The 13,095-nt window shown below is 55.1% G+C and carries 15 protein-coding genes and 1 other annotated feature; of the genes, 4 read left to right on the top strand and 11 right to left on the bottom strand.

Annotated features, from left to right (window positions below):
- Positions 1-39: 39 nt before the first annotated feature.
- The gene (gene btuD / locus AC2CGP_RS22205; RefSeq protein ID WP_020079093.1) at positions 40-789 is read right to left on the bottom strand and encodes a vitamin B12 ABC transporter ATP-binding protein BtuD; all 750 of its coding nucleotides are present in this window, start codon (positions 787-789) and stop codon (positions 40-42) included.
- Complete coding sequence (locus AC2CGP_RS22200; RefSeq protein WP_015367033.1) at positions 789-1,340, bottom strand: glutathione peroxidase; 552 nt, start codon at positions 1,338-1,340, stop codon at positions 789-791. The genes btuD and AC2CGP_RS22200 overlap by 1 nt, the downstream gene beginning before the upstream one ends.
- Before the next feature lie 231 nt (positions 1,341-1,571).
- Here AC2CGP_RS22200 and AC2CGP_RS22195 point away from each other — a divergent pair, with 231 nt between their 5' ends.
- Positions 1,572-2,372 carry a MetQ/NlpA family ABC transporter substrate-binding protein gene (locus tag AC2CGP_RS22195; RefSeq protein ID WP_015367035.1) on the top strand — a complete coding sequence of 267 codons (801 nt, stop codon included), beginning with the start codon at positions 1,572-1,574 and terminating at the stop codon, positions 2,370-2,372.
- 36 nt (positions 2,373-2,408) lie between these two features.
- On the opposite strand, the gene btuC is transcribed toward AC2CGP_RS22195, so the two are convergent.
- Entirely contained in the window at positions 2,409-3,395 is a 987-nt protein-coding gene (gene btuC / locus AC2CGP_RS22190; RefSeq protein ID WP_015367036.1) for a vitamin B12 ABC transporter permease BtuC, read from the bottom strand.
- A 127-nt stretch (positions 3,396-3,522) separates the two neighbouring features.
- Positions 3,523-4,956, bottom strand: a complete 1,434-nt coding sequence (locus AC2CGP_RS22185; RefSeq protein WP_015367038.1) for a hypothetical protein — start codon at positions 4,954-4,956, stop codon at positions 3,523-3,525.
- Positions 4,957-5,233: 277 nt separating this feature from the next.
- Between AC2CGP_RS22185 and admX the strand changes: the two genes are divergently transcribed.
- The 3 genes from admX to AC2CGP_RS22170 are packed head-to-tail and all read left to right on the top strand — an operon-like array spanning position 5,234 to position 7,802.
- Complete coding sequence (gene admX, locus AC2CGP_RS22180; protein ID WP_015705115.1) at positions 5,234-6,148, top strand: HTH-type transcriptional regulator AdmX; 915 nt, start codon at positions 5,234-5,236, stop codon at positions 6,146-6,148.
- A 38-nt stretch (positions 6,149-6,186) separates the two neighbouring features.
- Positions 6,187-7,452 (top strand): D-amino acid dehydrogenase, encoded by a 1,266-nt coding sequence (locus AC2CGP_RS22175; protein ID WP_323133822.1) that lies wholly within the window; start codon positions 6,187-6,189, stop codon positions 7,450-7,452.
- Positions 7,449-7,802 (top strand): RidA family protein, encoded by a 354-nt coding sequence (locus AC2CGP_RS22170; protein ID WP_080962791.1) that lies wholly within the window; start codon positions 7,449-7,451, stop codon positions 7,800-7,802. Before AC2CGP_RS22175 ends, AC2CGP_RS22170 begins: the two co-directional genes overlap by 4 nt.
- Before the next feature lie 57 nt (positions 7,803-7,859).
- Here the strand turns inward: AC2CGP_RS22170 and ihfA are convergent, their stop codons facing one another.
- From ihfA to infC, 7 genes are all read right to left on the bottom strand, one after another.
- Positions 7,860-8,159 (bottom strand): integration host factor subunit alpha, encoded by a 300-nt coding sequence (gene ihfA, locus AC2CGP_RS22165; RefSeq protein WP_015367042.1) that lies wholly within the window; start codon positions 8,157-8,159, stop codon positions 7,860-7,862.
- 4 nt (positions 8,160-8,163) lie between these two features.
- On the bottom strand, positions 8,164-10,551 hold the full coding sequence (gene pheT, locus AC2CGP_RS22160) for a phenylalanine--tRNA ligase subunit beta (RefSeq protein WP_032711430.1): 2,388 nt from the start codon (positions 10,549-10,551) through the stop codon (positions 8,164-8,166).
- Positions 10,552-10,566: 15 nt separating this feature from the next.
- The gene (gene pheS, locus AC2CGP_RS22155) at positions 10,567-11,550 is read right to left on the bottom strand and encodes a phenylalanine--tRNA ligase subunit alpha (protein ID WP_015367044.1); all 984 of its coding nucleotides are present in this window, start codon (positions 11,548-11,550) and stop codon (positions 10,567-10,569) included.
- Between the two features lie 63 nt (positions 11,551-11,613).
- Positions 11,614-11,738, bottom strand: a sequence feature (Phe leader region).
- Positions 11,689-11,733, bottom strand: coding sequence for a pheST operon leader peptide PheM (gene pheM / locus AC2CGP_RS22150; protein WP_001386830.1), 45 nt, complete (start codon positions 11,731-11,733; stop codon positions 11,689-11,691). It overlaps the preceding feature by 45 nt.
- 118 nt (positions 11,739-11,856) lie before the next feature.
- Positions 11,857-12,213 (bottom strand): 50S ribosomal protein L20, encoded by a 357-nt coding sequence (gene rplT / locus AC2CGP_RS22145; protein ID WP_004102963.1) that lies wholly within the window; start codon positions 12,211-12,213, stop codon positions 11,857-11,859.
- A 50-nt stretch (positions 12,214-12,263) separates the two neighbouring features.
- Entirely contained in the window at positions 12,264-12,461 is a 198-nt protein-coding gene (gene rpmI / locus AC2CGP_RS22140) for a 50S ribosomal protein L35 (protein ID WP_001124225.1), read from the bottom strand.
- Between the two features lie 90 nt (positions 12,462-12,551).
- On the bottom strand, positions 12,552-13,094 hold the full coding sequence (infC, locus tag AC2CGP_RS22135) for a translation initiation factor IF-3 (protein ID WP_004189469.1): 543 nt from the start codon (positions 13,092-13,094) through the stop codon (positions 12,552-12,554).
- Between the last annotated feature and the right edge of the window lies 1 nt (position 13,095).

Raw genomic sequence — 13,095 nt, 5'->3', positions numbered from 1 at the left:
TTAGCTTGTTTAGCGGCTTACAGGCAAGATCCTTACCCGCTACTGTGACGCCACGAGCATAAGATGACCCGCGACTTCCACCCGCTGGAAAGCGATATGATAAGCGGCGGTCAAATTCTCTTCACTTAACACCTCGTACGTTTCCCCGCAGGCAATCATCTGCCCCTCACAAATGAGCCACGCCCTCTGCGCATGACGCAATGTATGGTTGAGATCGTGGCTGCTCATCACGATAGCGATCCCCAGCGCGCACAGCGACGCCAACACGTTATCCAGCGCCGCCTGCTGCGCCACATCAAGGCTGTTCATTGGTTCATCCAATAACAACAGCTGCCCGGCTGGATTCGCGCGCCGGTGAATCTGCAGGATCACCGCCGCCAGACGCACCCGCTGCCACTCGCCGCCGGAGATCTGGTTGACCTGGCGCCCCAGCTTATCGCTTAAGCCCAGTTGCCCGGCAATCTCGTTGAGCAACTCCTGCGGGGCGCTATCCTGCATATGTAACGACAGATAGTGCCACACCGGCATCGCGAAGGGCGGGAGCTGCTGCTGGCTCAGATAGGCGCGATGGCGGGCAAGCTCCGCTGCGGGCCACTGAGCCAGCGCCCGCTGGTTAAGCGTAATCAAACCGGGACCGCTGGTCAGCCCGGCCATGCGCGCCAGCAGGGTACTTTTGCCGGCGCCATTCGGCCCCACCAGATGGACTATCTCTCCGGGCCGCACGTCAGCGGTAAACGGCGACAGCCGCCCCGCTTCCGCTACATCCTGTAGCTGCATCAAAAACGGCATTATTGCGCTAATGCTCCTTTTACCGCAGCCAGCAGTTGCGGATCGTCCGGCGTCATATCCGGCGAGAAACGCTGAATGACCTGGCCATCGCGGCCAACGAGGAATTTTTCAAAGTTCCACAGGATGTCATCAACGTACAGCGGAGCGCGCCCTTTACTGGCCATCCGCTCATAAAACCCGCTCCCTTCCGGTGCGACGGCCTTCGGGGCGGCGGCAATCAATTTTTGATACAGCGGCGCGCGATGTTCGCCGTTGACGTCAATTTTACTGAACAGCGGGAAGGTGACGCCGTAGGTCATGCTGCAGAACGTTTTAATCTCTTCTTCGCTGCCCGGCTCCTGTCCGAGAAACTGGTTACATGGGAAGCCAAGGACGCTAAATCCCTGCGGGGCAAACTCTTCTTGCAGCGCTTCCAGTTGCTCATACTGCGGCGTGAGGCCGCATTTTGAGGCCACGTTGACGATCAGCAGCACCTTTCCGGCATACGCTGCCAGGGTGGTTTTCTCGCCATCGATGGTCGTCACTTCGGTATTAAGAATGTCGTGTTGCATAGCCTTCCCTCAGTCAATAATGCAGGTTAAGGAGATCCCTATCTACTGTAGCGGATTCAACGCGCTTGATTCTACTTTGATTCGCGGGCAAATGTCGCTTGATGTGACAGCGCTGCGCTTGCCAACGGCAACATGAATTCCTCTCAATATCCGCAGCGGACAAATCAGTGTACAGTGTGAAAAGTATGTAATAGTGTTTCGTTACTTGTTAATTTAAGAGAGTTTTTAGAGATGAAGAAGTTGTTAAGCTCGGTGTTAATCGCCACATCGGTGGCGCTGTTATCCGCCTGCTCTCCGGACGATAACAATAAAGTGAAAGTCGCGATCAATACCGGCCCGGATGAAGCTATCTGGAAAGTCGTAGAGCAGGTAGCGAAAGACAAATATAACCTCGACGTTGAGGTTATCTCTTTCAATGATTACGTCCTGCCGAATGAAGCATTAAATAATAAGGATGTCGACGCCAACGCCTTCCAGACGCTGCCCTATCTCGAGGCGCAGTCGAAAGAGCGCGGCTATAAATTCGCCATCGTCGGTAAAACATTCGTCTTCCCGATTGCCGCCTATTCGCGCAAAATCAAAAATATCAGCGAACTGCCTGACGGCGCGACCGTCTCTATCTCTAACGAAACCACCACGCTTGGCCGCAGCCTGCTGCTGTTACAGGCGCAAGGATTAATCAAGTTGAAAGACGGCGTAGGCTATCTGCCCACTACGCTGGATATCATTGATAACCCGAAACATCTGAAGATTGTCGAAGTCGATACTCCGCAGCTGACCCGTACGCTCGACGACCCGAACGTAACGCTGGCCATCATCAACACTAATTTCTCGGCGCAGGTCGGTTTATCCGCCGCCCGCGATGGCCTGTTTATGGAAGGCCCGGATTCACCTTATGTCAATGCGATTGTGGCGCGCGAAGATAATAAAGACAGCAAGAAAATTCAGGAGCTGAAAGAGGCCTTCCAGACCAGGGAGGTCGCCGATAAAGCGCAGGAAGTCTATAAAGGCGATGCCATCAAAGGCTGGTAATCGTCACCCGACGCCGTCCATGATGACGGCGTCTCCCTACCCCCGTCGCCCTGAACGCAGCAGCAACCAGATGAACACCGGCGCCCCCAGCGTCGCCGTCACCACGCCGATCGGTAATTCCGCCGCCGATAACGCCAGCCGGGCGATGATATCGGCGCCGAGCAGCGCGCTGGCGCCAGCTAACAGGCAGGCGGGAAGCAGCACCCGATGATCGCTCAGGCCGCACAGACGCAAAATATGCGGGATCACCAGACCAATAAAGCCAATCGCCCCCGCCAGCGCCACGCTGACGCCGACCAGCCAGCCGGTGGCCACCACCAGTAATTTCCGCCATAGCCACAGCGGCAGGCCGAGCTGACGCGCCGAGACTTCGCCCAACGCCAATAAATTTAGCGGCTGCGACTGCCAGCATACCCACAGCAGAACCGGTAGCAGCGCCAGCATCAGCCACAGCTGCTGCCAGTCGACACCGCCAAAACCGCCCATCATCCAGTACATCAGCTGGCGCAGGTCAAACGAGGTTGAGAAATAGACCGCCCAGGTCATCAACGCGCTACAAATAATACCGAGCGCGACGCCCGCCAGCAGCAAACGGCTGGTGGACAGATGACGCCGGGCGAAACGGAGCAGAATAAAGGTAATCAGCAGCGCGCCGGCAATGGCGCACAGCCCCAGCGCCCACATGGGTAACACGCCGTGGCCTAACAGCACGGCGGCAATCAGCCCAACGCCCGCGCCGTTAGAGACGCCCAACAGTCCCGGCTCCGCCAGCGGGTTTTCAAACAGCGCCTGCATGATCGCGCCGGAAAGCGCCAGCGCCGCCCCCACTAACAGCACCGCCAGCGTGCGGGGCAGACGGATTTGCCAGATAAACAGCTCGCCTTTGGCGCTAAACCACTCCTGCGGCGGGATCCATTGGTCGCCGGCGCACAGGCTAATAGTCAATGTGACGAGCAGGATCAGCGTTAAGGCGGTTAGCCAACGACGGTTATGGCGCTGTTGAATATCGGCAAAGGTCTGCATAAGTCCCGGAGGCAAGTGAGCGAGGTGATTGATTTTACGGTGACGATGGCGGGGAGAAAAGGAAAAACTCAGAGTCATCACCACGCTGGCGCCAGCGCTCCTCGTGACGCCAGCGTGGGAATGGAATTTACACCAATACCTGGAACAGTAACGCGAAGAGAATGATATTCGCCACCACAATCGCCCAGCCGTTATACAGCATGTATTTCAGGTGGGTAGACTGCGCCAGCCCCATTTGACCAAACATATCCGAAGAGGGGAATGGGCCAAACCAGTCGACCTGCGAAGAGGCCAGTAACACCGCGGTAGTCCCCTGCGGCGGCACGCCGGCGGCCATTAGCATCGGGCCGAAAATTTTGTGGGTGAAGGTCATCTGCGCCACCGCCGCCCCCGGTACGTGGCCAATAATATTGAAAGCGAAGATGCAAAAGCACAGCCAGGCAGGCGAAATACCTTCCAGCAGCGGCTGGGTATAGTCGAGCAGCCCCTGATAGGCATGAAGGCCATCCATCAGCTCCAGGATCGGGTTATACAGCCAGTAGAGGATAAACATCCACACCAGACGGCCACAACCGTGGTACAGCGCCTGCAGGATCTGCGTCGGACGCAGGCCGCCCACCAGCCCGGTAATCAAGGCCACCAGCAGCATCACGATAATCGCAAAGCTGAATCCGGCTTTGATCACCACGCCAATGACCGCCATCACAATAATCGTTGCCGCGAAGGCCAACGCGCTGAGCTTACGCCGACGCAGCTGCGCAGCGCTCAGTGCTTCTGTTGGCTTCTCCGTGAGATCGACTTCATAGCGTAGTTTTCCTTCGGTCATCTTCTGGATCCGCCCCGCCATCACCCAGCCAGCCAGCAGCGTCACCGCGCTCATCGGCAGCCCCACGTACAGCAGATAATCCGGATAGCTTAATCCGCCGAGGCTCAGGATAGTCACGGTGCTGGGGGTAAACGGCCCGGTAAACAATCCCACGGATCCGGCGGTCATCATCAGCGCGGCCACCGTCGGCGGAGTCAGGCGTACCGCTGCCGCCACCGGGATGATCACCGCGACAATAATCGCGTTACCACCAGCCATCGTCCCCAGCGAGCCGCAGATTAAAATCGAGGACACCACAATGCCAAACTTCACTCGGGTCTGGCTGGACAGGCCGATGCGGTGAACCACAAATTTCACTAACTCAACCGCGGCGCCGGTACGGGTGGCGACTTCGCCCACCCCGGCGCCGAGCATAATAATCAGCCCGACGGTGGCGATAAATGAACCGGTGGATTTCGCCAGCATGGTGCCCATTTCCGGCAACCCGGTGGAGGTCATAATCATGGCGATAATAATTGAAGAAATCACCGCCAGCACAATATCGACACCGACCAGAGACAGCACCGCTAACGCCACTAATGGCGTAAAGCCCAACAGGCCGAGTTCATTACTCGGGCGGCCATGGCACCACCACGCGGTCAACACAAACAGCACCAATAACAGGCCAATAATAACGTTTTTTCTTGTGATATTTCGTCTGGCGAGCGTATTGCCAGCGAGCGTTGAGTCACTCATATAACTCCTTAAAGCCATTAGAACCGACCACGATTGCAGGTTGGCGTATTCGGGCCTGCTCAGAAAATATCCCCCCTCGTTATCATTATTGGCTTCATGGCCTGAGGGTTTGTAGGGTACAAAGGGAATGGTTCTGAGAACGTAAAAGACCGCCTGAAGACGGTACCAGCAGCACAATATGTAACCGGAGCGCTGATTGGTGATTAAATTTATGTTAATTTAGTGTTAGTAGAAAATGACTTTTTATCGGCAAGCTATAACCCTGAGTTAACTGTTCATGAAACTGCGCCATCTGGAAATCTTCTACGCCGTGATGACTTGCGGCTCTCTTTCACGTGCGGCGGAATCGCTGAATATCTCCCAGCCGGCCGCCAGTAAAGCGTTAAAAAACGCCGAGCTTAAGCTCGGTTTTAAGCTGTTTCAGCGGGTACGGGGTAAGCTGCTGCCAAGTAGCGAAGCGCTCACACTTTTTGAAAAAGCGCAGAGCATTTATCAGGATCTCGATAACCTGCGCCTGCTGGCGGATAATCTGGCCCGCGATCCGCGCGCCAAAATTACCTTAGGCTGTTTACCAAGCCTCGGATTAAGCCTGGTGCCGGAGCTGGTGACCGATTTTTATCAACAAAACAGTAATCTGGTGATGACCTTAACCACCGAGCATACTGAGACGCTGGTCAAGAAATTGGATCTGCGCGAAATAGATTTAGCGCTGACGCTGCAGCCGGTCCAGCAGGGGGAGATCATCACCACCCTGATTGCCGAAGTGCCGCTGGTCTATATCGACCGCGACTACCGACAAGGCGCGGTGGACATCAAAGAGATCGATCAGCAGCGCTGGATATCGCCGGGGCCGCATTCGCTCTCTGCCGCCATCGCCACCCGCCGTGATTTTTCCACTACCCGGCTTAATGTACAGACCTACTACATGGCCACCGAGTTCGTGAAGCGCGGTATCGGCTGCAGCATCACCGATATCTTCTCGGCGCGGCATAATCTGTCGCCGGAGATGATTCACCCGATTACGCCGCCGATGAAAATCAACCTATGCCTGCTGCGTCGCGCCGATGTTTCGCTCAGCCCAATCACCCAGAAATTTGTCGATTTTCTGTGTAAACAGCTGCGTCAACAGCTCAAAGAAATTAACCTGCAGTTATACCCTGACCATAAAAAGTCAATTGCGCCGCTGGGGTAAATGCTTTGACATAACCGCAAGATATTTATCAGCGGTGGATATATCAGGTTATGAAAAAACGCATTGTGATTATCGGCGGCGGCGTGGTAGGGCTGGCCACCGCCTGGGTATTAATTAAGAGCGGACACCAGGTGCAGCTACTGGAGCGCAACGCCGAGCCGGGCAGCGCCACAAGTTTCGCCAACGGCGGGCAATTAAGCTACCGCTACGTGGCGCCGCTTGCCGACCGTGGCGTCCCCCTGCAGGGGATTAAATGGATGGGCAAAGCCGATTCGCCGCTGAATATGCGCCTGCAAATGTCTTTCCAGCAGTGGCGCTGGCTGTTGCATTTCCTGCGCGCCTGCAATAGCCAAAGCAACAAAATTAACGGCGATCATATTTTACGCTTATCCCTGCTCAGCCGTCAGGTTATGCAGTCGTGGCTTGATGAAGATAATCTTGCTGATTTTCACTGGCGGCGTAGCGGTAAACTCATTATCCATCGCCGGGAGTACGACTTTCATAAAGCGGCAAAAGGGATTAATCCCCAGTATCAGCATGCCCTGAGCGCCGAAGCCTGCCTGCAACTGGAACCGGCCCTGAAACACATCAGCCAGTCGCTACAAGGCGGGATTTATTCACCGGGAGATGAAACGGCAGACTGCCATACATTCTGCCTCGCCCTGCTCGACAAACTCAATGCCAGCAGCAACTTCAGCCTACTCACCCACTGCGAGGTGCTGCGGCTCAATAAGCGCGACGGGCGCATCAGTTCGCTTGAGACCAGCCGCGGTACAATAACCGGCGATGATTATGTCGTCGCCGCCGGCAACGGTAGCGGCCCACTGCTGGGTCATCTGGGCGTGCGCGTGCCGCTGTGCGCGCTGAAGGGATACAGCCTGACCCTTCCCTACCCTAAAGAGGCCGGGATCGCGCCGGATATCAGCGTGACTGACTACGGACACAAAATCGTTTACGCCCGCCTGGGCGATCGGTTACGCATCGCGGCGATGGTGGATATCGGCTACGACGGTGAAGAAATACGGGATAGCCGCGTTCAGGCGCTGAAAAATATCGTCGCGAACAGCTTCCCCGATCTGCAGGGGCTGGATGAGGCTGAAGCCTGGACCGGTATGCGCCCGTCGACGCCAGCGGGCCCACCGATGCTGGGGCGCGCCGGATACCAGAATCTGTGGATGAATCTCGGCCAGGGTAGCCTTGGTTTTACGCTCGCGGCCGGCAGCGCCGTGATACTGGGAGCACTCCTCGATGGCGAAGCGCCGGCAATTTCTTTAGATGGTCTGACATGGAAACAATCCGCATGACAATTATTCGTAATAATCCGCAACCCCGACTTTCCTCCAGCGTCGAGTACGGCAACCTGGTGTTTCTCTCCGGCCAAACGCCGAAAAGCAGCGCTGATGATATTGCGCTGCAAACCCGCGAAGTACTGGAGAAGATCGACGCTCTGCTGGTCGCCGCCGGTAGCGACAAGCAGCACATCCTTTCCGCACAAATCTGGCTTAAAGATATCTCACGCGATTTTGCCGCGTTTAATGAGGTCTGGGTGAAGTGGATGCCGGAAGGCCATAGCCCAGCGCGGGCGGCCGTTCAGGCCGAGATGGCGCGGCCCGACATCCTGGTGGAAATCATGGTCACCGCCGTAAAAGCGTAAGATAAAACAGGTAAGAAAAAAGGCCGCATAGCGGCCTTTTTAATTAGTCAGTCCAGATTATTTCTCTCTGGGTGAAGCGTTTTCGACACGGCTTTTTAACTTCTGTCCGGGTCTGAAGGTCACCACACGCCGGGCTGTAATGGGAATATCTTCCCCCGTTTTCGGGTTACGTCCCGGGCGTTGGTTCTTATCACGCAAATCGAAGTTGCCAAACCCGGAGAGTTTTACCTGTTCTCCGTTTTCCAGAGCACGACGGATCTCTTCGAAAAACAACTCTACCAGTTCTTTGGCATCCCGCTTGCTAAGCCCAAGCTTATCAAACAGATATTCTGACATTTCAGCTTTTGTAAGCGCCATAGGTTCAATCCCTCAATGATGCCTGGAATCGCTCTCTTAATGCCTCTACACATTTGGCAACGGTAGCGGCAATCTCCTCTTCTTCGAGTGTACGGCTGGTATCCTGAAGGATCAGGCTAATCGCAAGGCTCTTAAAGCCTTCCGCCACACCCTTACCACGGTACACGTCAAATAAGTTTACGCCAACTACCTGATTTACGCCAACTTTCTTACATTCGGCCAAAACATCGGCTGCAGGGACGTTTTCCGCGACCAGTACCGCGATATCGCGACGGTTCGCCGGGAAGCGAGAAATTTCGCGCGCCTGAGGCACCACGCGGTCTGCAAGCTTGTTCCACTCGATTTCGAACACCAGAGTGCGGCCGTTAAGATCCAGTTTACGTTCCAGTTCCGGATGAACAACCCCAATGAAACCAATGCGTTCACCTTTCAGATAAATCGCCGCGGATTGTCCCGGATGCAGTGCGGTAGCCGCTTCTGCGCGGAATTCGATATCGGCTAATTTACCGGTCAGATCAAGAACAGATTCCAGATCGCCTTTTAAATCATAGAAATCGACGGTTTCTTTTGCCAGGTTCCAGTGTTCTTCGTAGCGGTTACCGCTAATCACCCCGGCCAGCATCACATCCTGACGAATGCCCAGCGGCGCCTGCGTATCCGGCACGAAGCGCAGACCGCTCTCAAAGATGCGCACGCGGCTCTGTTGACGGTTCTGGTTGTAGACGACGGTGCCCAACAGACCGGTCCACAGCGACAGGCGCATCGCCGACATTTCGCTGGAAATCGGGCTTGGCAGAATCAGCGCCTCTTCACCGGCGTGGATTAGCTGCTGTACTTTCGGGTCAACGAAGCTGTAGGTAATGACCTCCTGATAACCTTTGTCGTTCAGCAGCGTTTTCACGCGCTTCAGCGACAGATCCGCTTCACGGTGGGTTCCCATAATCAGACCCGCCTGTACCGGCTCGTCAGGAATGTTGTTGTAGCCGTAGACGCGGGCCACTTCTTCAACCAGGTCTTCTTCGATCTCCATATCGAAACGCCAGCTTGGCGCAACGGCCTGCCACTGGTCCTGACCAACGGTCACTTCGCAACCCAGGCGCTGCAGAATGTCGCTAACCTGCGCGTCATCGATATGATGGCCAATCAGGCGATCCAGCTTGCTGCGGCGCAGGGTGATGGTGGCGCGTTTTGGCAGCGTCTCTTCGTTGGTTACATCGATAATCGGGCCGGCTTCACCGCCGCACAGGTCGATCAGCAGACGGGTCGCACGCTCCAGCGCTTTATACTGCAGAGCTGGATCGACGCCGCGCTCGTAGCGATGGGATGCATCGGTGTGCAGGCCATGACGGCGCGCGCGACCGGTGATAGACAGCGGGCTGAAGAACGCGCATTCCAACAGCACGTTCTGGGTTTCATCGTTAACGCCGGAATGTTCGCCGCCGAAGATACCACCCATCGCCAGCGCTTTCTTATGGTCAGCAATAACCAGCGTATCGCTATCGAGCTTAGCTTCAGAGCCGTCCAGCAGCACCAGCGTTTCGCCCTCTTTCGCCATCCGCACCACGATACCGCCGTCAATGCGGTCGCGGTCAAAGGCATGCATCGGCTGACCCAGTTCGAGCAGCACGTAGTTGGTCACGTCAACCACCGCATCGATGGAACGGATACCGCAGCGGCGCAGCTTTTCTTTCATCCACAGTGGGGTCGGCGCTTTGACGTTGATGCCTTTCACCACGCGGCCCAGATAACGCGGGCACGCCTGCGGCGCCTCAACCTGAATCGGCAGCACGTCGTCAATGGTCGCGGCAACCGGAGTGATTTCCGGCGCGTTCAGCGGCGCTTTGTTCAGCACAGCGACATCGCGCGCCACGCCGATGATACCCAGGCAGTCGGCGCGGTTTGGCGTAACGCTGATTTCGATGGTGTTGTCGTCAAGCTTGAGGTATTCGCGAATGTCGGTACCAATCGGCGCATCGGCCGGCAGTTCGATGATACCGCTATGATCGTCGGAAATACCCAGCTCGGAGAAAGAGCACAGCATCCCTTCTGACGGTTCGCCGCGCAGTTTCGCCGCTTTAATTTTAAAATCGCCCGGCAGTACGGCGCCAATGGTCGCGACGGCCACCTTCAGGCCCTGACGGCAGTTTGGCGCGCCGCAGACGATGTCCAGCAGACGCTCGCCGCCGACATTGACTTTAGTAACGCGCAGTTTGTCAGCATTCGGATGCTGGCCGCACTCGACCACTTCACCGACGACCACGCCGTTGAAGCTACCGGCCACCGGCTCAACGCCGTCAACTTCCAGGCCCGCCATGGTAATCTGATCGGACAGCGCTTCGCTGTCGATCGCCGGGTTAACCCATTCGCGTAACCACAGTTCACTGAATTTCATTGTTCTGTCCTGCCCTTATTTAAACTGTTTGAGGAAACGCAGATCGTTTTCGAAGAATGCGCGCAAATCGGTCACGCCATAACGCAGCATGGTCAGACGCTCCATGCCCATGCCGAAGGCGAAGCCGGAGTAAACTTCCGGATCGATGCCGACGTTACGCAGTACGTTCGGGTGCACCATGCCGCAGCCCAGCACTTCCAGCCATTTACCGTTTTTACCCATCACGTCAACTTCTGCAGACGGCTCGGTGAACGGGAAGTAGGACGGACGGAAGCGTACCTGCAGATCTTCTTCGAAGAAGTTATTCAGGAAATCGTGCAGGGTACCTTTCAGATTGGTGAAGCTGATGTTCTTATCAACAATCAGACCTTCCATCTGATGGAACATCGGGGTGTGGGTCTGATCGTAATCGTTACGATAGACGCGGCCCGGCGCGATAATACGAATTGGCGGCTGCTGGTTTTCCATGGTGCGGATCTGTACGCCAGAAGTCTGAGTACGCAGCAGACGGGTCGCATCGAACCAGAAGGTATCATGGTCGGCGCGAGCCGGATGGTGACCCGGAATGTTCAGCGCATCGAAGTTATGATAGTCATCTTCGATTTCCGGGCCAGTCGCCACGGTGAAGCCGAGTTCGCCGAAGAAGTTTTCGATACGATCGATGGTGCGGGTAACCGGATGTAAACCGCCGTTTTCGATGCGGCGACCCGGCAGCGAGACGTCGATGGTCTCTGCCGCCAGACGGGCATTGAGCGCGGCGCCTTCCAGCTCAGCCTTACGCGCGTTCAGCGCCTGCTGCACCTGCTCTTTCGCTTCGTTAATGACCGCACCCGCTGCCGGGCGCTCTTCCGGCGGCAACTCACGCAGGGTGGTCATTTGCAGGGTCAGATGCCCTTTTTTGCCCAGATATTCAACGCGGACGTTGTCCAGCGCGGCAACATCTGATGCCTCGTTAATGGCTGCCTTGGCACTGGCAACCAGCTCTGCGAGATGTGACATGGTTTTCCTCATTATGTCGGTGCAGACACCGGTTTTAGTGAAATAAATATCCCGAATCTATATACGAAAAAAGCCTCCACAGGGGAGGCTTTCTGGCGCTGTTTTCCGTTTCTTCTTTCACGCGCTAGCCTCCTGAGTTCAGGTGCTAAAGTAAAAAAAGAAGCGGAAAATAGCAGCATTCATGCTTGCATTACCTTGTCTGGTAAGAAATGTCAGACCTGTATTGAAAAGCCTGCACGGATAAAAGTCAATGTATTGATAGTGTTGAAACGAAAAGAGGGAGACAAGCTCCCTCTTTCAACTGGCTTATGCCAGAGCTGCTTTCGCTTTTTCGACCAGAGCGGTGAACGCTAATTTGTCGAATACGGCGATGTCAGCCAGGATCTTACGGTCGATTTCAACAGAGGCTTTTTTCAGGCCGTTGATGAATTTGCTGTAAGAAATACCGTTCTGACGTGCTGCTGCGTTGATACGCGCAATCCACAGTTGGCGGAACTGACGCTTTTTCTGACGACGGTCACGATAAGCGTACTGACCAGCTTTGATAACAGCCTGGAAGGCAACGCGGTATACGCGAGAACGCGCACCGTAGTAACCTTTAGCTTGTTTCAAAATTTTCTTGTGACGTGCACGGGCAACTACACCACGTTTTACGCGAGCCATATGTGCTCTCCTGTATCTATTCTAATTAAAAAGTTAAAAGGGTTAACGACTTATGCGTACGGCAGGCACGCGATTACCAGGCCCAGATCGCCTTTGGAAACCATGGCTTTCGGACGCAGGTGACGTTTACGCTTGGTAGCTTTTTTGGTCAGAATGTGACGCAGGTTAGCGTGCTTGTGCTTAAAACCACCTTTACCGGTTTTTTTGAAGCGCTTTGCAGCACCGCGTACGGTCTTAATTTTTGGCATTTTAATAACTTCCACTTCGCATTGTTAATAAACGAAACAAAGGCGAACAAACCAGTGAGCCGAAGCCCACCGGAATGTTACTTGATGGCCTTACTGTTTCTTCTTCGGAGCGAGCACCATGATCATCTGGCGGCCTTCGATCTTCGTTGGGAAGGATTCGACTACTGCCAGTTCAACCAGATCGTCTTTCACGCGATTAAGCACTTCCATACCGATCTGTTGGTGGGCCATCTCACGACCGCGGAAACGCAGCGTGATCTTGGCCTTATCGCCATCTTCGAGAAAGCGAATCAGGCTGCGGAGTTTTACCTGATAGTCACCTTCATCAGTACCAGGGCGGAATTTAATTTCCTTAACCTGGATAACTTTCTGCTTCTTCTTCTGTTCCTTAGAAGACTTACTCTTTTCATAAAGGAACTTGCCGTAGTCCATGATACGACAAACTGGCGGTTCGGCGTTAGGGCTGATTTCAACTAAATCTACTCCAGCCTCTTCAGCCTTTTCGATAGCTTCTCTCAGACTCACAATACCCAGCTGCTCACCTTCCAGACCAGTTAAGCGAACTTCCTGGGCGCGAATCTCGCCATTAATACGATTCGGACGTGCCGTTTGAACTCGTTTTCCGCCTTTAATA

It is taken from the genome of Klebsiella sp. SYXHC3, from assembly GCF_057196925.1.
Note: the sequence above shows the minus strand (reverse complement) of the source record. Positions and strands in the feature narration are given on the sequence as shown.

Excerpts from the sequence above, each read along its gene's own strand:
- btuD (WP_020079093.1), bottom strand. The coding sequence starts at position 789 with ATGCCGTTTTTGATGCAGCTACAGGATGTAGCGGAAGCGGGGCGGCTG.
- AC2CGP_RS22200 (WP_015367033.1), bottom strand. The coding sequence starts at position 1,340 with ATGCAACACGACATTCTTAATACCGAAGTGACGACCATCGATGGCGAG.
- AC2CGP_RS22195 (WP_015367035.1), top strand. The coding sequence starts at position 1,572 with ATGAAGAAGTTGTTAAGCTCGGTGTTAATCGCCACATCGGTGGCGCTG.
- btuC (WP_015367036.1), bottom strand. The coding sequence starts at position 3,395 with ATGCAGACCTTTGCCGATATTCAACAGCGCCATAACCGTCGTTGGCTA.
- AC2CGP_RS22185 (WP_015367038.1), bottom strand. The coding sequence starts at position 4,956 with ATGAGTGACTCAACGCTCGCTGGCAATACGCTCGCCAGACGAAATATC.
- admX (WP_015705115.1), top strand. The coding sequence starts at position 5,234 with ATGAAACTGCGCCATCTGGAAATCTTCTACGCCGTGATGACTTGCGGC.
- AC2CGP_RS22170 (WP_080962791.1), top strand. The coding sequence starts at position 7,449 with ATGACAATTATTCGTAATAATCCGCAACCCCGACTTTCCTCCAGCGTC.
- ihfA (WP_015367042.1), bottom strand. The coding sequence starts at position 8,159 with ATGGCGCTTACAAAAGCTGAAATGTCAGAATATCTGTTTGATAAGCTT.
- pheT (WP_032711430.1), bottom strand. The coding sequence starts at position 10,551 with ATGAAATTCAGTGAACTGTGGTTACGCGAATGGGTTAACCCGGCGATC.
- pheS (WP_015367044.1), bottom strand. The coding sequence starts at position 11,550 with ATGTCACATCTCGCAGAGCTGGTTGCCAGTGCCAAGGCAGCCATTAAC.
- rplT (WP_004102963.1), bottom strand. The coding sequence starts at position 12,213 with ATGGCTCGCGTAAAACGTGGTGTAGTTGCCCGTGCACGTCACAAGAAA.
- rpmI (WP_001124225.1), bottom strand. The coding sequence starts at position 12,461 with ATGCCAAAAATTAAGACCGTACGCGGTGCTGCAAAGCGCTTCAAAAAA.